Here is a 17,122-nt window from a genome sequence, read left to right as displayed (position 1 = left end):
ACCGGTGCGGGCTGGAGACGGAACGTCGCGCCCGCGCGGGAAACGGCACGCGGTTCAGGTACGAAAGACCTTCATCATCACGACTTCGAGGGCGACAGCCCTCGCTGAGGAGTACGTCGGATGTCCTCTGACTTCTTCATCCCGGACCCGGAGGGTCTGGTGCCCAGCGCCGAGGGGTACTTCGGCGCGTTCGGCGGCAAGTTCATCCCCGAGGCGCTCGTCGCCGCCGTGGACGAGGTGGCCGCGGAGTACGAGAAGGCGAAGGCGGATCCCGCGTTCGCCGCCGAGCTGGACGACCTGCTGGTCAACTACACCGGCCGCCCGAGCTCGCTGACCGAGGTGCCGCGGTTCGCGGAGCACGCGGGCGGCGCCCGGGTGTTCCTCAAGCGCGAGGACCTCAACCACACCGGCTCGCACAAGATCAACAACGTGCTCGGCCAGGCCCTGCTCACCAAGCGGATGGGCAAGACCCGGGTCATCGCCGAGACCGGCGCCGGCCAGCACGGCGTGGCCACCGCCACCGCCTGCGCGCTGTTCGGGCTCGACTGCACCATCTACATGGGCGAGATCGACACCCAGCGGCAGGCCCTCAACGTCGCCCGGATGCGGATGCTCGGCGCCGAGGTCGTCGCCGTGAAGTCCGGCAGCCGCACGCTGAAGGACGCCATCAACGAGGCGTTCCGGGACTGGGTCGCCAACGTCGACCGCACCCACTACCTCTTCGGGACCGTCGCCGGCCCGCACCCGTTCCCCGCGATGGTCCGCGACTTCCACCGGGTGATCGGCGTCGAGGCGCGCCGGCAGATCCTTGAGCGGGCCGGCCGGCTGCCGGACGCCGTGGTGGCGTGCGTGGGCGGCGGCTCCAACGCCATCGGGCTGTTCCACGCCTTCATCCCGGACGCGAACGTCCGGCTGGTGGGCTGCGAGCCCGCCGGGCACGGGCTGGAGACCGGTGAGCACGCCGCCACGCTGACCGCGGGCGAGCCGGGCATCCTGCACGGCTCCCGCTCCTACGTCCTCCAGGACGAGGAGGGCCAGATCACCGAGCCGTACTCGATCTCGGCCGGCCTCGACTACCCGGGCATCGGCCCCGAGCACGCGTACCTCAAGGACAGCGGCCGCGGCGAGTACCGCGCCGTCACCGACGACGCCGCGATGCGGGCGCTGCGCCTGCTGTCCCGCACCGAGGGCATCATCCCGGCCATCGAGTCGGCGCACGCGCTCGCCGGCGCGCTGGAGCTGGGCGCGGAGCTCGGCCCGGACGGACTGGTCGTCGTCAACCTCTCGGGGCGCGGCGACAAGGACATGGACACCGCGGCCCGCTACTTCGGGCTGTACGACACGGACGCCGTGGTGGCGGCGGACGCGGCCGGCGAGGTCGCCGAGATCGAGGGGGACGCCGAGTGAGCGGCAACGTCCAGCTGCTGAGCGACACCCTGGCGGCGGCCGAGGCCGAGAACCGGGCCGCGCTCATCGCCTACCTGCCGGCCGGGTTCCCGACCGTGGACGGCGGCATCGAGGCGGTGAAGGCGGCGTTCGAGGGCGGCGCCGACGTGGTCGAGGTCGGGCTGCCGCACAGCGACCCGGTGCTGGACGGGCCGGTGATCCAGACCGCCGACGACATCGCGCTGCGCGGCGGGGTGAAGATCGCCGACGTGATGCGCACGGTGCGCGAGGCGCACACCGCCACCGGCAAGCCGGTGCTGGTGATGACCTACTGGAACCCGATCGACCGCTACGGCGTCGAGCGCTTCACCGCCGAGCTCGCCGAGGCCGGCGGCGCCGGCTGCATCCTGCCCGACCTGCCGGTCCAGGAGTCCGCGCTGTGGCGCGAGCACGCCGAGAAGCACGGGCTCGCCACGGTCTTCGTGGTCGCGCCCAGCAGCAGGGACGAGCGGCTGGCAAAGATCACGGCGGCCGGCTCCGGCTTCGTCTACGCGGCGTCGCTGATGGGGGTCACCGGCACCCGCGAGTCGGTCGGCGCGCAGGCCGAGGACCTGGTGCGGCGCACCCGCGCCGCCGCTGCCGCCCGTGGCGGGCTCCCGGTCTGCGTGGGCCTGGGCGTCTCCAACGCCACCCAGGCGGCCGAGGTCGCGGCCTTCGCCGACGGCGTCATCGTCGGCTCCGCCTTCGTCCAGCGACTGCTGGACGCCGACGACCTGGAGCAGGGGCTCACCGCCGTGCGATCGCTCGCCGGCGAGCTGGCCGAGGGCGTCCGGAGCCGTTCGTAGGACGCCGTCCAGGGCCCGCCGCCCGGGGACGCCACGCGTGGCCGTCCCCGGGCCGGGGCCGGGGCCGGGGCCGTGGGCCGGCGGCCGGCAGCCCGGTGACGGTGCCCCGGAGCAGGGCTGTCCGTAAAGCCGGAACAGTGCGGAATGTCCCTCGATCGGGGGAATAGCGGGCGGAGGGGCGCAGCGGCGCCCCTCCGCCTCGTTGTACGGGGGCGTGAACCAGAGAAACGCCGATGGACGGCGCAGCGCCCGCGACCGGATGCGTCAGCAGCGCGAGAAGGACAGAGCGCGCGAGAAGCGCCAGCGAACCCTGGTGGTCGCCGCGACGGCGGTGGCCGTCCTGGGCGTCGCCACGGCGGTGGGCGTGCTGGTGTCCAAGAACAACCAGGGCGGCTCCTCCGGCCCGGTCACCGCGCCCAAGGGCGCCACCGGCAAGGACGACCTGGTGATCCAGACCGGCCGGGCCTCCGCACCGGCCACCCTCACCATCTACGAGGACTTCCGCTGCCCCGCCTGCAAGCAGTTCGAGGACGCCTACCGCGACACCATCCACCAGCTCCAGGACGACGTGAAGCTCAAGACGGACTACCACCTCGTCACGATCATCGACGGCAATCTGGGCGGCTCCGGCTCGCTGAACGCGGCCAACGCGGCCGCGTGCGCCCAGGACGCCGGGAAGTTCACCGCGTACCACGACGTGCTCTACGCCAACCAGCCCGAGGAGTCCGACGACGCCTTCGCCGACAAGAAGCACCTGATCGAGCTGGCGGGGAAGGTCGACGGGCTGGACACGCCGGCCTTCCGCGACTGCGTCAACAAGGGCACCCACGACAGCTGGGTGAAGGCTTCCGGCCGTGACTTCGCCGCGTCCGGCTTCGGCTCCACGCCGACCGTGCTGCTGGACGGCGAGAACATCTACGGCGACCAGCAGAACCCGCTCACCCCCGACCGGCTGAAGCAGCTGGTCGACGAGGCGGCCAAGAACTGACCATGCCGTCCTTGTTACTCAGCCGTTGCCCCGAGTGGGTTGTCCGGATCGCCGCCGGGCAAGGTAGCGTCGACCCTGACATGGACCTCGCTTACATTCCCAGCCCGTCGTCCGGCGTGATCTATCTCGGCCCGATCCCGCTGCGCGGCTACGCGTTCTGCATCATCATCGGCGTCTTTCTCGCGGTCTGGCTCGGCGGCCGGCGATGGGTCGCCCGGGGCGGCAAGGTCGGCACCGTCGCCGACATCGCCGTCTGGGCGGTGCCCTTCGGACTGGTCGGTGGCCGGCTCTACCACGTCATCACCGACTACGAGCTGTACTTCGGTGACGGACAGGACTGGGTCGACGCCTTCAAGATCTGGGAGGGCGGCCTCGGCATCTGGGGCGCCATCGCGCTCGGCGCGCTCGGCGCCTGGATCGGCTGTCGGCGTCGGGGCATCCCGCTCCCGGCGTACGCGGACGCCATCGCGCCGGGCATCGCCTTCGCCCAGGCGATCGGCCGCTGGGGCAACTGGTTCAACCAGGAGCTGTACGGCAAGGCCACCGACGTCCCGTGGGCGCTGAAGATCGACGCGGACACCGCCGCCGGGCACGTCGCCGGCACCTACCACCCGACCTTCCTGTACGAGTCGCTGTGGTGCGTCGGCGTCGGCCTGCTGGTGATCTGGGCCGACCGGCGCTTCACGCTGGGCCACGGCCGGGCGTTCGCGCTCTATGTCGCCGCCTACACCGTCGGACGGTTCTGGGTGGAGTACCTGCGGGTGGACGACGCCCACCATGTGCTCGGGATGCGCCTCAACAACTGGACCGCGATCATCGTCTTCCTGGCCGCGGTGGCGTACATCGTGATCTCCGCCAAGCGGGTCCCCGGACGGGAGACCGTGGTGGAGCCGGACGCCGCGACCGAGGCGATCGACGCCGCCGACGGCAAGGCGGCGAGCGGCAAGGCGACCAACGGCAAGACGGCGAGCGGCAAGGCCGGCGCGTCCGCCGAGGCGGGCACCGCCGCCAAGGCGCCCACGGCCACCAAGGCGACCGGGGCCGCGGCTCCGCGCACCCCGGCGTCGCCGCGCACTCCCGCCTCCCCGCGGACCCCGCGCACCCCGCCGAAGTAAGCCTTCCCTGAGGTCCCGACCTCGGCGACACACCGTGACGGCCGCCCCACTCTACGGGGCGGCCGTTGACGTTTGTGCAGGTCAGCGAGGTAAGTTCGGCCTTCCTTGCTGGCGGGCCAGGGCTGTTCGTGCGTACCTTCGAAGGGGTGGGGACCCAGGCGTCAGGCCGGCCCCAAAGGGGAGAGGGAGCGTCACAGTCATGTCCGTCATCGAGACCACCGCACCACTGCACATCGCCCACCGCGACAACCACACGCACCGCGATGTGAACGGCGGCTGGCTGCGCCCGGCGGTGTTCGGCGCGATGGACGGACTCGTCTCCAACCTGGCGCTGATGACCGGCGTCGCCGGCGGCTCGGTCTCCCCGCAGACCATCGTGATCACCGGTCTCGCGGGCCTGGCGGCCGGCGCCTTCTCGATGGCGGCGGGGGAGTACACCTCGGTCGCTTCGCAGCGCGAGCTGGTGCTGGCCGAGCTGGAGGTGGAGCGGCGCGAGCTGCGCAGGCACCCCAAGGACGAGCTCATGGAGCTGGCGGCGCTGTACGAGTCGCGGGGCGTGGAGCCGAAGCTCGCCCACGAGGTGGCCGAGCAGCTGTCCCGGGACCCGGACCAGGCGCTGGAGATCCACGCCCGCGAGGAGCTCGGGGTGGACCCGGACGACCTGCCCTCGCCGCTGGTCGCCGCGGTCTCCTCGTTCGGCTCCTTCGCGCTGGGCGCGCTGCTGCCGGTGCTGCCGTACCTGCTCGGCGCCACCGCGCTGTGGCCGGCCGTGCTGCTGGCGCTGCTCGGCCTCTTCGTCTGCGGCGCGATCGTGGCCCGGGTGACGGCCCGCACCTGGTGGTACAGCGGGCTGCGGCAGCTCGCCCTGGGTGGGGCGGCGGCGGGTGTGACGTACGCCCTGGGCACGTTCTTCGGTACCGCCGTAGGCTGACCGTCGACACCGCGACGAGCCGCGCCGCACCCCGGCCCGCTCGTCGCACCTCTCCTTCGAGGTTCCGCGGACCGTGCCGACCGGTGCCCACCCGACCCGATCGGCTCGCGACCCCGGCCGTCGGCCGTACCCCCGTCGACGCCCGTGTGGCCGCCGCGCCCTGGCGGACGTCCGGTGGCCCCCGAGCCGTCCGACTCGTCGCCCGTCACTCGGCGTCACCGGCGTAACTCATCGGTTTCACGCCGTTTACCGGAGGGCATAACACCGGGACGCGCGGGCAATGTCGCCCGTTTCGTCCATGTCGGCGGTGGCCGTTCCGCTCCCCGCCCCCCGATCGACCCTCGTGCGGATGTCCGCATACTGAAATGGTGGGTCCGCTTCCCGAGAACCGGGCCATCATGTAACCTGCACGAAAATTTAGCGGAGGGCCAACGTCGTCCCTCGGCATTCACTGCCATGACGACGACGGGAGAGCCGATGCGAGCCGCGTCCTCTGCGTCCTACCCCGCCCGACAGGGGCTCTACGACCCGCGCAACGAGCACGACGCCTGCGGCGTGGGCTTCGTGGCCACGCTGACCGGGACGGCGGACCACACGCTGGTCGAGCAGGCCCTCACGGTGCTGCGGAACCTGGAGCACCGCGGCGCCACCGGCTCCGAGCCCGACTCGGGCGACGGCGCGGGCATCCTGGTGCAGGTCCCGGACGCGTTCCTGCGCGAGGTGGCCGGATTCGACCTCCCCGAGGCCGGCGGCTACGCCGTGGGCACCGCCTTCCTGCCCGAGGGCGAGCAGGAGCGCGCCGAGGCCGTCGAGCGCATCGAGGAGCTCGCCGCCGAGGAGGAGCTGACCGTCCTGGGATGGCGCGAGGTCCCGGTCTGTCCCGACCTGCTCGGCAACGGCGCCCGCGCCACCATGCCCGCCTTCGCCCAGCTCTTCGTGGCGGACGGCGAGAGCACCGGACTGGTGCTGGACCGCAAGGCGTTCGTGCTGCGCAAGCGCGCCGAGCGGGAGGCGGGTGTGTACTTCCCCTCGCTCTCCGCGCGGACCCTGGTCTACAAGGGCATGCTCACCACCGGTCAGCTGGAGCCCTTCTTCCCCGACCTGTCCGACCGGCGCTTCGCCTCCGCCATCGCCCTGGTCCACTCCCGGTTCTCCACCAACACCTTCCCGAGCTGGCCGCTGGCCCACCCGTACCGCTTCGTGGCGCACAACGGTGAGATCAACACCGTCAAGGGCAACCGCAACTGGATGCGCGCCCGGGAATCCCAGCTGGCCAGCGAGGTGTTCGGCGACAAGGACCTGGAGCGGATCTTCCCGATCTGCACCCCGGACGCCTCCGACTCGGCCACCTTCGACGAGGTCCTGGAGCTGCTCCACCTCGGCGGCCGCTCGCTGCCGCACAGCGTGCTGATGATGGTCCCCGAGGCATGGGAGAACCACGCCTCCATGGACCCGGCCCGGCGCGCCTTCTACCAGTACCACTCCACGATGATGGAGCCCTGGGACGGCCCGGCCTGCGTCACCTTCACCGACGGCACCCAGGTCGGCGCGGTCCTGGACCGCAACGGCCTGCGGCCCGGCCGCTACTGGGTCACCGACGAGGGCCTCGTGGTGCTCTCCTCCGAGGTCGGCGTGCTGGAGATCGACCCGGCCCGGGTGGTCCGCAAGGGACGGCTGCAGCCCGGCAGGATGTTCCTGGTCGACACCGCCGAGCGCCGCATCATCGAGGACGACGAGATCAAGTCCGCGCTGGCCGCCGAGAAGCCGTACGGCGACTGGCTGGAGTCCGGGCTGATCGAGCTCGCCGACCTCCCGGAGCGTGAGCACATTGTGCACACGCACGCCTCGGTGACCCGTCGTCAGCAGACCTTCGGCTACACCGAGGAGGAGCTGCGCGTCCTGCTCGCCCCGATGGCCAGGACCGGCGCCGAGCCGATCGGCTCCATGGGCACCGACTCGCCCATCGCCGCCCTCTCCGAGCGGCCGCGGCTGCTGTTCGACTACTTCACCCAGCTGTTCGCGCAGGTCACCAACCCGCCGCTGGACGCCATCCGCGAGGAGCTGGTCACCTCGCTGATCTCCTCGCTGGGCCCGCAGGGCAATCTGCTCGACCCGACGCCGGCCTCCTGCCGCAGCGTCACGCTGCCCTTCCCGGTGATCGACAACGACGAGCTGGCCAAGCTCATCCACATCAACGCCGACGGCGACCTGCCCGGCCTGAAGGCCGCCACCCTCTCCGGCCTGTACCGGGTCGCCGGGGGCGGCGACGCGCTGGCCGCGCGACTGGCCGAGATCTGCGCCGAGGCGGACGCCGCCATCGAGAACGGCGCCCGGCTCATCGTGCTCTCCGACCGGCACTCCGACGCCGAGCACGCCCCGATCCCCTCGCTGCTGCTCACCTCCGCGGTCCACCACCACCTGATCCGCACCAAGCAGCGCACGCATGTCGGGCTGCTCGTCGAGGCGGGCGACGTGCGCGAGGTGCACCACGTCGCGCTGCTCATCGGCTACGGCGCCGCGGCCGTCAACCCCTACCTGGCGATGGAGTCGGTGGAGGACCTGCTGCGCGCGGGCACCTTCCTCTCCGACCTGGAGCCCGAGCAGGCCATCAGGAACCTCATCAAGGCGCTCGGCAAGGGCGTGCTGAAGGTGATGTCCAAGATGGGCATCTCCACCGTGGCCTCCTACCGCGGCGCGCAGGTCTTCGAGGCCATCGGCCTGGACGAGGGCTTCGTCGACAGCTACTTCCACGGCACCGCCACCAAGATCGGCGGCGCCGGCCTGGACGTCGTCGCCGCCGAGGTCGCCGCCCGGCACGCCAAGGCGTACCCGCCCTCCGGCATCCCCTCCGCCCACCGGGCGCTGGAGATCGGCGGCGAGTACCAGTGGCGGCGCGAGGGCGAGCCGCACCTCTTCGACCCGGACACGGTCTTCCGGCTCCAGCACTCCACCCGCGCCCGCCGGTACGACATCTTCAAGAAGTACACCGAGCGCGTGAACGAGCAGTCCGAGCGGCTGATGACGCTGCGCGGCCTCTTCGGCCTCGCCACGGACCGGCCGTCGATCCCCCTGGAGGAGGTCGAGCCGGTCTCCGAGATCGTCAAGCGCTTCTCCACCGGCGCCATGTCGTACGGCTCCATCTCCAAGGAGGCGCACGAGACCCTCGCCATCGCCATGAACCAGCTGGGCGGCAAGTCCAACACCGGCGAGGGCGGCGAGGACCCGGAGCGGCTGTACGACCCGGCCCGCCGGTCCTCCATCAAGCAGGTCGCGTCCGGCCGCTTCGGTGTGACCAGCGAATACCTGGTCAACGCCGATGACATCCAGATCAAGATGGCGCAGGGCGCCAAGCCCGGCGAGGGCGGCCAGCTGCCCGGCCACAAGGTCTACCCGTGGGTGGCGAAGACCCGTCACTCGACGCCCGGCGTCGGTCTGATCTCCCCGCCGCCGCACCACGACATCTACTCCATCGAGGATCTCGCCCAGCTGATCCACGACCTGAAGAACGCCAACCCGGCCGCCCGCATCCATGTGAAGCTGGTGTCCGAGGTCGGCGTCGGGACCGTGGCCGCGGGCGTCTCCAAGGCCCACGCGGACGTCGTGCTCATCTCCGGCCACGACGGCGGCACGGGCGCCTCGCCGCTCACCTCGCTCAAGCACGCCGGCGGTCCCTGGGAGCTCGGCCTCGCCGAGACCCAGCAGACGCTGCTCCTCAACGGCCTGCGCGACCGCATCGTGGTGCAGACCGACGGCCAGCTGAAGACCGGTCGCGACGTGGTGATCGCGGCGCTGCTCGGCGCCGAGGAGTTCGGCTTCGCCACCGCCCCGCTGGTGGTCTCCGGCTGCGTGATGATGCGCGTCTGCCACCTGGACACCTGCCCGGTCGGCATCGCCACGCAGAACCCGGTGCTGCGCGAGCGGTTCAGCGGCAAGGCCGAGTTCGTGGTGAACTTCTTCGAGTTCATCGCCGAGGAGGTCCGCGAGCTCCTGGCCGAGCTGGGCTTCCGCACCCTCCAGGAGGCAGTCGGCCACGCCGAGCTGCTCGACGTCTCCCGCGCCGTCGACCACTGGAAGGCGCAGGGCCTGGACCTGGCCCCGCTGCTGCACGTCCCCGCGCTGCCCGAGGGCGCCGTCCGCCACCAGATCACCACCCAGGACCACGGCCTGGAGAAGGCGCTCGACAACGAGCTGATCGAACTGGCGGCGGACGCGCTGAGCGCGGAGAGCGCCGAGGCCGCCCAGCCGGTCCGCGCGCAGGTCGCCATCCGCAACATCAACCGCACCGTCGGCACCATGCTCGGCCACGAGGTGACCAGGCGGTTCGGCGGCGCCGGGCTGCCGGACGACACCATCGACATCACCTTCACCGGCTCCGCGGGCCAGTCCTTCGGCGCCTTCGTGCCGCGCGGCATCACCCTGCGACTGGAGGGCGACGCCAACGACTACGTCGGCAAGGGCCTCTCCGGCGGCCGCGTGATCGTCCGCCCGGACCGGGGTGCCGACCACCTCGCCGAGTACTCCACCATCGCCGGCAACACCCTCGCCTACGGCGCCACCGGCGGCGAGATGTTCCTGCGCGGCCGGGTCGGCGAGCGGTTCTGCGTCCGCAACTCCGGCGCGCTGGTCGTCTCGGAGGGTGTGGGCGACCACGGCTGCGAGTACATGACCGGCGGTACGGCGGTCGTCCTCGGCGAGACGGGCCGCAACTTCGCGGCCGGCATGTCCGGCGGCGTCGCGTACGTCGTCGACCTCGACCGGGACAACGTCAACTCCGGCAACCTGGGGGCGATCGAGGCCCCGTCGGCCGCCGACAAGCAGTGGCTGCACGACGTCGTGCGTCGCCACCACGAGGAGACCGGCTCGACGGTCGCCGAGAAGCTGCTCGCCGACTGGTCCGTCAACGCGGACCGCTTCAGCAAGATCATCCCGACCACGTACAAGGCAGTGCTCGCCGCCAAGGACGCCGCTGAGCTCGCCGGTCTCTCCGAGCAGGAGACCACCGAGAAGATGATGGAGGCGGCGACTCATGGCTGACCCCAAGGGCTTCCTGACCACCGGGCGCGAGGTCGCCAAGACCCGTCCGGTGAGCGAGCGAGTCAAGGACTACAACGAGGTCTACGTCCCCGGCTCCCTGCTGCCGATCATCAGCAAGCAGGCCGGCCGGTGCATGGACTGCGGCATCCCGTTCTGCCACAACGGCTGTCCGCTCGGAAACCTCATCCCCGAGTGGAACGACTACGCCTACCGCGACGACTGGCAGGCCGCCAGCGAGCGGCTGCACGCCACCAACAACTTCCCGGAGTTCACCGGGCGGCTGTGCCCGGCGCCGTGCGAGGCCGCCTGTGTGCTGGGCATCAACCAGCCCGCGGTGACCATCAAGAACGTCGAGGTCACCATCATCGACAAGGCGTGGGAGTCCGGGGACGTCACCCCGCAGCCGCCGGAGCGGCTCAGCGGCAAGACGGTCGCCGTCATCGGCTCGGGCCCCGCCGGGCTCGCCGCCGCCCAGCAGCTGACCCGGGCCGGCCACACGGTCGCCGTCTACGAGCGCGCCGACCGCGTCGGCGGGCTGCTGCGCTACGGCATCCCCGAGTTCAAGATGGAGAAGCGGCACATCAACCGGCGCATCGAGCAGATGCGCGCGGAGGGCACCAAGTTCCGCACCGGCGTGGAGATCGGCCGCGACATCGACGCGGCCAAGCTGCGCCGCCGGTACGACGCGGTGGTCGTCGCCGCCGGCGCCACCACCGCCCGCGACCTGCCGGTGCCCGGCCGCGAGCTCAAGGGCATCCACCAGGCGATGGAGTACCTGCCGCTCGCCAACAAGGTGCAGGAGGGCGACTACGTCACCGCCCCGATCAGCGCCGAGGGCAAGCACGTGGTGGTGATCGGCGGCGGCGACACCGGCGCGGACTGCGTGGGCACCGCCCACCGCCAGGGCGCCGCCTCGGTCACCCAGCTGGAGATCATGCCCCGGCCGACGGACGAGCGCCCCGCGCACCAGCCCTGGCCGACCTTCCCCATGACCTACAAGGTCACCTCCGCCCACGAGGAGGGCGGCGAGCGCGTCTACGCCGTCTCCACCACCCACTTCGAGGGCGACGAGGACGGGAACGTGCAGTTCCTGCACCTCGTGGAGGTCGAGTTCAAGGACGGGAAGTTCGAGCGGAAGCCCGGCAGCGAGCGGAGGATCCCCGCCCAGCTGGTCACCCTCGCCATGGGCTTCACCGGCACCGACCGCGAGAACGGGCTGGTCGAGCAGTTCGGCCTGGAGCTGGACGAACGCGGTAACATCGCGCGGGACGCGGACTTCGCCACCAACGTCGATGGCGTGTTCGTCGCGGGCGACGCGGGCCGCGGCCAGTCGCTGATCGTGTGGGCCATCGCCGAGGGCCGCTCCGCGGCGCGCGGCGTGGACCGCTACCTCTCCGGAAGCAGCGCGCTGCCGGCCCCGATCCGGCCGACGGACCGCGCACTGACGGTGTGACCCCGCGGACCGGCACCGTCCCGCCGGTCCGCACCCGACCGAACCGGCCCACCGGCCGTACCGGCCGTACAGACTCCGCCGTACAGCGTCGTACGGAGAGGAAGCGCGGCGCCCGCCCTCATCCCCGACCAGAGGGCGGGCGCCGCGTGTTGTTCTCCGCCCCGGTTATCCACAGGCGCAGCTCCCTCCCCATGCGATCACGGAGAGTTATGTATCGTCGCGGAGTATGAGCAACGCAGCCGTCGTCCCTCCGGAAGCATCCGCCGACGCCGAGGGTTTCGTCCGGATCTCCGCCCACCTCACCGGATTCCGCCCCTTCGACCTGCACGCCACCGGCATGGCGCGCCCGTACCTGGACACCGTGCTCGCCCAGGTCGGCCGCCCGCACTTCGACCGCTTCGTCCGCGCTCTCGTCGACGCGGGCCGGGACCCCGCGCGGATCGAGGACGAGACCTGCCGCGAGATCGCCCGCGCCATCACCTACCTGTGGTACCTGGGCTCCTGGCCCCGACTGCCCCGGAGCGTCCACGCCGCCCTGGAGCGCGAGGTGGCGAACGTGGAGTTCGTCGTCTCCCCGCAGGCGTACACCGAGGGCCTCGTCTGGCGCACCTTCGGCGGCCACCCGCCGGGCGCCAAGCCGCCGGGCTTCGGCACCTGGGCCGACCCGCCCCACCTGGAAGCCCCCGCGCCCGACGACCCGAGCCCGTCCCCGGCGGCGGCCCGGCCACCGGACGGAGGCGCGACATGATCTTCCGACCCCAACCCGACCGGCACCGCCATGACGTGATCATCGTCGGTGGCGGCATGGCGGGCAGCCTGGTCGCCAAGGAGCTGGGCGACCACGGCTGGCGGGTGCTGCTCCTGGAGGCCGGCACCGGCACCCTCGCCACCTGGCAGGGCCACCTCGACGCGATGGACACCTTCCACGGCGCGGTCGCCAAGGTGCCCAACGCGCCCTACCGTCCCAACGCGGCCGCGCCCTCGCCCGACGTCCTCCACCTGGAAGGGCTCCCTCACGGCGGCTACCGCGCCACCGGCTACTTCGTCCAGAACGGGCCGCTTCCGTACGGCAGCGACTACCTCCGCGCATCCGGCGGCGCCGGCATGCACTGGCTGGGGCTCACCCCCCGGATGCTGCCCGAGGACTTCGCCACCCGGACCCGCTACGGATACGGCCGCGACTGGCCGATCGACTACGACACCCTGCGTCCGTACTACGAGGCGGCCGAGCGGGCCATCGGCGTGGCCGGCGACGCCGACGAGCAGAACGCGGCGAACATCCCCGTGGGCGCGGACTACGTCTTCCCCATGGAGAAGATCCCGCGGAGCTACGTCGACCGGTGCTTCGCCGCAGGGCTGGACGGCAGGACCGTCGAGGACCCGGTCGCCGGCGGCACCGACTTCACCATGAAGGTCGTCACCACGCCACACGGCCGCAACAGCACCCCCAACCCCTCCTACGACGGCGGCAGGGGATACCGGCCGGCCGAGTCACCCGGCCTGCCCAACTACGGCGAGCGCTGCGTCGGCAACGCCAGCTGCACACCCATCTGTCCCGTGCACGCGAAGTACAACCCGCTCAAGACCCAGGCACGGTTCGGCCGCACCGTCACCCTCGTCACCCGGGCGGTGGTCAGCCGGGTGCTGTCGGGCACGGGCGGCCGCATCCTGGGCGTGCGGTACCAGGCGTACGACGACCCGGCGGCGCCGGTCGCCGAGCCCCGCACCGCCGAGGCGGACCTGGTGGTGCTGGCCGCCCACGCCATCGAGAACGCCCGGCTGCTGCTCGCCTCCGGGCTGGCCAACAGCAGCGACCAGGTCGGTCGCAACCTCATGGACCACCCGGTGCTGCTCACCTGGGCGCTCATGCGCCGGCAGGTCGGGCCGTTCCGAGGCCCCGGCTCCACCTCCGCGCTGGAGTGCTTCCGCTTCGGCGCGGCGCGCCGGAAGCGCGCCCCCTTCCGGGCCGTCATCTCCAACTGGGGTTGGAGCTGGGCGGCCGGATCGCCCGGCAGCGACGTCGCCCGGCTGTTGCGCGAGGGCCCGGTGCCCGGCGGGAAGGGCCTGTTCGGCAGGGAGCTGCGGGTCGCCCTGGGGGACCGGATCGGCCGTCAGGTCGCCCTGCAGTTCGAGATCGAGCAGAGCGCCGACCCGTCCAACCGCGTCACCATCGACCCCGGGATCCGCGACCGGCTCGGCGATCCGCGCCCCGTCCTCACCTACGACCTGTCCGACCACATCAAGGAGAGCATGGTCTCCGCCTCCGCGCTCGCAAGGAAGATCTTCGGGATGCTGGGCGCGACGGACCACACCTCGCACAAGCCCGGGCCCTTCCAGCCCGGCTACTTCCGCTACGGGGAGCACGAGTTCAGCTTCCACGGCGCGGGCCACGGGGCCGGGACCCATGTCATGGGAGGCGACCCCGGCTCCTCGGTGGTCGACGAGTGGCAGCGCTGCTGGGACCACCCCAACCTGTACGCCGTCGGCTGCGGCAGCATGCCCTCCATCGGCACCTCCAACCCCTCGATCACCATGGCCGCGCTGGCGCTGCGCAGCGCCGAGGCCATCCATCGCGACCTCAGCGCGATGCACCGTCCCGTCAGGCTCTCCGCCGCCGGTGCGGCGGGTCGGGAGCAGCCGGTCGCCAGGGAGGCGGGACCGTGACCGAGCCCCCCGTCGACCCCGCCCTCGCCGACCCAGCCCCCACCGACCCAGCCCTCCCCGACCCCGTCCCCACCGACACCGCCCCCTTCACCCCCGAACCCCCCTCGGAGTTCGCCGACCTCGACCTGGACGCGGCGGGCCCCGCGAGCGCGCTCTTCCGACTGGAGGAGCCGCCCTACAAGGTGCCGGAGACCCTGGCCGAGCTACGGCACTTCCTCCAGGCCGCGCTGACCCTGGAACACCTGACCATCCCGCCGTACATGACCGCGATGTACACCCTGGCGCCCGGCGCCAACCGGGAGGCCCACTTCGCCATCCGCGGCGTGGTGTTGGAGGAGATGCTCCACATGGCGCTGGTGGGCAACCTGCTCAACGCGGTCGGCGGCACCCCGAAGGTGGCCGGTTCGAGCTTCATCGGGAACTATCCGGCCAGGTTGCCCTACGCCAGGGACGACGTCCCCGTCGCGCTGTGGCACTTCTCGCCCTGGGCGCTGCTCACCTTCCTCTTCATCGAGCGGCCCCAGTACGTCGCCGAACCGCCCCGCGCGGGCTCCGGTGGCTCCACCGGGTCCGGCTGGACCTCCGTCGGCCAGTTCTACGCGACCATCCGCAAGGGCCTGACGGACCTGGTCGACAAGCTGGGGGAGGCGAAGGTCTTCACCGGCGCGGCGGAGCGCCAGGTCGGGCCCCAGGACTTCTACAACTCCGGCGGCGAGATCTTCCAGGTCGACGACCTGGAGACGGCCCTGAAGGCCATCACGTCCATCTCCCACCAGGGCGAAGGCGTAGCGCACACCATCTGGAACACCGACGACCGACTCTTCGGCGAGACCCGTCAGCCCGCCCACTACTTCCGCTTCAACGAGATCCTGTGGCAGCGCCGCTACGGACCGCACGACACCCCGAGGTCCAGCCCGAGCGGCCCCACCCTTCCGGTCGACTGGAGCGCCGCCTACGCGATCGACCCGCGGGCGAGGGTGGCCGACTTCCGCGGGGACGCGGCGGTGTACCAGGCGGCGCGGGACTTCAACCTCTGCTACGCCACCCTTCTCGTCGCCCTGGAGCGCGCCTTCCAGGAGCACCCCGGCTGGATGCGGACCACGATCCCCCTCATGCTGCGGCTGCGCGACCTCTCCCAGCGGCTCTACCGCAATCCGCACCCGGACCCGGACAAGCGGGCCCGCGGGCTGCATGCCAGCGCGACGTTCGAGGTCACGGACGAGACGCTGCGGCGGGCCAGGGCGGAGCTGGCCCGGGCGCCGGGCGTGGCGGCGCTGCCGGAGGGGCTGGCGCCCTGAGCGACGACTGATACCTCGTCAAGACCCTTGACACCCGAAGCGATCGCCTCGCAACATCATTCCACTAGCTGATTAGTGAAAGGTGGGTCCGGGTGGTCGAGTACCGCATCGACCGCCGCAGCGGCGTCGCCACGTATCTGCAGATCGTCCAGCAGACCAGACAGGCGATGCGGCTGGGCCTGCTCCAGCCGGGGGACCGGCTGCCCACGGCCAGGGAGGTCGTGGCGGCGACCGCGATCAACCCGAACACCGTTCTCAAGGCCTACCGGGAGCTGGAGCGCGAGGGCCTCGTCGAACCGCGCCCGGGCCTCGGCACCTTCGTGCGCCGCTCGCTGGCGCGGCCCGAGGCGGCCGCCGGCTCACCGCTGCGAGTCGAGCTGGCGGCCTGGATGGACCGGGCCCGAGCGGCCGGACTCGACCGCGAGGACGTCACCGCGCTGCTCGGCTCGGTCCTCGACGAGCGCTTCGGCGGCCTCGGGGAAGCGGCCGACGGGCCGGAGCCGGCGGGGGGAGCCGCCCCGGCCGAAGGGGCGGCGGTCGACCGGGGAGACGGGGTCGGGTAGCGCGGCACGGGTGCGGGACCTCGCAACGCACGACCGGGCAGGTGCTGACGGCCGTGCGACCCCGGCCCGGATCCGGTGGATCCTCCGGCGGTCCTGGGAGACTACGGGGGGCACCGGAGGCAGGAGGGCGGCACTCATGCGACTGCACACCCGCGAATGGGGCACGGGCGATCGGATCGCGCTGCTGGTGCACGGCCTGATGTCGGACCACCGCACCTGGCACCGGGTCGCCCCCGCGCTGGTCGACCGGGGCTATCGCGTCATCGGTGTCGACCTGCGCGGCCACGGCGCCAGCGAGCGCGGCGAGTACCGCATCGAGCTGTTCGCCGACGACCTCGTCGAGACGCTGCCGACCGGCGCCGAGTTCGCGCTCGGACACTCGATCGGCGCGCTCTCCCTCTCACTGGCCGCGGACCGGCTGCGGCCCACCCGAGCGGTCTACGCGGACCCGGCGTGGGCCTTCGACAGGTCCACCCAGATGCTCGATCCGACGATCTTCGCGCAGATCAAGACGGTGTCGCGGCGACTGCTCTGGTCGTTCAACCCGCGCTGGGACGAGGCGGACGTGGACATCGAGGTCGCCACGCTCGCCGACTGGGATCCGGCCACCGTGCACACCCTGCCGCTGAGCGAGCGGACCGACTGGACGCCGGAGCGGCCCGTGGTGCCCTCCCTGGTGCTGGCCGCCGACCCGAGCCGGCTGGTCTCCGAGGGGCTGAAGAAGGAGCTGGCGTCGCGCGGCTTCGAGGTCCGTACCGTCCTGGGCGCCGGCCACACGCTGCACCGCGACGACTTCGACGGCTTCATGGAGGCCCTCGACGGCTGGGCGTGAGCCGCGTACGGCC

The 17,122-nt window shown here is 72.0% G+C and carries 12 protein-coding genes; all 12 read left to right on the top strand.

Annotated features, from left to right (window positions below; translation table 11 throughout):
* Window positions 1–120: 120 nt before the first annotated feature.
* The 12 genes from trpB to CD790_RS20075 all read left to right on the top strand — a co-directional run bounded on the left by trpB (window position 121) and on the right by CD790_RS20075 (window position 17,109).
* Window positions 121–1,407: a tryptophan synthase subunit beta gene (gene trpB / locus CD790_RS20130; protein WP_144384669.1), complete on the top strand. Its 1,287-nt coding sequence runs from the start codon at window positions 121–123 to the stop codon at window positions 1,405–1,407.
* A complete protein-coding gene (gene trpA, locus CD790_RS20125) occupies window positions 1,404–2,231 on the top strand; it encodes a tryptophan synthase subunit alpha (protein ID WP_144384668.1) in 828 nt (275 codons plus the stop codon). Before trpB ends, trpA begins: the two co-directional genes overlap by 4 nt.
* 214 nt (window positions 2,232–2,445) lie before the next feature.
* On the top strand, window positions 2,446–3,219 hold the full coding sequence (locus CD790_RS20120) for a thioredoxin domain-containing protein (protein WP_144384667.1): 774 nt from the start codon (window positions 2,446–2,448) through the stop codon (window positions 3,217–3,219).
* 80 nt (window positions 3,220–3,299) lie between these two features.
* Window positions 3,300–4,334 (top strand): prolipoprotein diacylglyceryl transferase, encoded by a 1,035-nt coding sequence (gene lgt, locus CD790_RS20115; RefSeq protein ID WP_260867725.1) that lies wholly within the window; start codon window positions 3,300–3,302, stop codon window positions 4,332–4,334.
* 199 nt (window positions 4,335–4,533) lie between these two features.
* Window positions 4,534–5,265, top strand: a complete 732-nt coding sequence (locus tag CD790_RS20110) for a VIT1/CCC1 transporter family protein (RefSeq protein WP_144384666.1) — start codon at window positions 4,534–4,536, stop codon at window positions 5,263–5,265.
* 477 nt (window positions 5,266–5,742) lie between these two features.
* On the top strand, window positions 5,743–10,299 hold the full coding sequence (gene gltB / locus CD790_RS20105) for a glutamate synthase large subunit (RefSeq protein ID WP_144384817.1): 4,557 nt from the start codon (window positions 5,743–5,745) through the stop codon (window positions 10,297–10,299).
* On the top strand, window positions 10,292–11,752 hold the full coding sequence (locus CD790_RS20100; RefSeq protein WP_144384665.1) for a glutamate synthase subunit beta: 1,461 nt from the start codon (window positions 10,292–10,294) through the stop codon (window positions 11,750–11,752). The genes gltB and CD790_RS20100 overlap by 8 nt, the downstream gene beginning before the upstream one ends.
* A 226-nt stretch (window positions 11,753–11,978) precedes the next feature.
* Window positions 11,979–12,500 (top strand): hypothetical protein, encoded by a 522-nt coding sequence (locus CD790_RS20095; RefSeq protein ID WP_144384664.1) that lies wholly within the window; start codon window positions 11,979–11,981, stop codon window positions 12,498–12,500.
* Entirely contained in the window at window positions 12,497–14,416 is a 1,920-nt protein-coding gene (locus CD790_RS20090; RefSeq protein ID WP_144384663.1) for a GMC family oxidoreductase, read from the top strand. The genes CD790_RS20095 and CD790_RS20090 overlap by 4 nt, the downstream gene beginning before the upstream one ends.
* Complete coding sequence (locus CD790_RS20085; RefSeq protein WP_144384662.1) at window positions 14,413–15,714, top strand: ferritin-like protein; 1,302 nt, start codon at window positions 14,413–14,415, stop codon at window positions 15,712–15,714. Before CD790_RS20090 ends, CD790_RS20085 begins: the two co-directional genes overlap by 4 nt.
* A gap of 92 nt (window positions 15,715–15,806) precedes the next feature.
* Window positions 15,807–16,277, top strand: a complete 471-nt coding sequence (locus CD790_RS20080) for a GntR family transcriptional regulator (RefSeq protein ID WP_260867724.1) — start codon at window positions 15,807–15,809, stop codon at window positions 16,275–16,277.
* A 136-nt stretch (window positions 16,278–16,413) separates the two neighbouring features.
* Window positions 16,414–17,109 (top strand): alpha/beta fold hydrolase, encoded by a 696-nt coding sequence (locus CD790_RS20075; protein WP_144384661.1) that lies wholly within the window; start codon window positions 16,414–16,416, stop codon window positions 17,107–17,109.
* Window positions 17,110–17,122: the final 13 nt, after the last annotated feature.

Source organism: Streptomyces sp. SAJ15 (assembly GCF_007595705.1).
Classification (GTDB): Bacteria; Actinomycetota; Actinomycetes; order Streptomycetales; family Streptomycetaceae; genus Streptomyces.
The sequence above is the reverse complement of the archived record's forward strand: the minus strand, read 5'-3'. Positions and strand labels throughout refer to the sequence as shown.

Bases quoted from the DNA above. Each gene is read 5' to 3' on its own strand.
- CD790_RS20110 (WP_144384666.1), top strand. From the start codon at position 4,534: ATGTCCGTCATCGAGACCACCGCACCACTGCACATCGCCCACCGCGAC.
- lgt (WP_260867725.1), top strand. From the start codon at position 3,300: ATGGACCTCGCTTACATTCCCAGCCCGTCGTCCGGCGTGATCTATCTC.
- CD790_RS20090 (WP_144384663.1), top strand. From the start codon at position 12,497: ATGATCTTCCGACCCCAACCCGACCGGCACCGCCATGACGTGATCATC.
- CD790_RS20100 (WP_144384665.1), top strand. From the start codon at position 10,292: ATGGCTGACCCCAAGGGCTTCCTGACCACCGGGCGCGAGGTCGCCAAG.
- CD790_RS20095 (WP_144384664.1), top strand. From the start codon at position 11,979: ATGAGCAACGCAGCCGTCGTCCCTCCGGAAGCATCCGCCGACGCCGAG.
- CD790_RS20075 (WP_144384661.1), top strand. From the start codon at position 16,414: ATGCGACTGCACACCCGCGAATGGGGCACGGGCGATCGGATCGCGCTG.
- trpB (WP_144384669.1), top strand. From the start codon at position 121: ATGTCCTCTGACTTCTTCATCCCGGACCCGGAGGGTCTGGTGCCCAGC.
- gltB (WP_144384817.1), top strand. From the start codon at position 5,743: ATGCGAGCCGCGTCCTCTGCGTCCTACCCCGCCCGACAGGGGCTCTAC.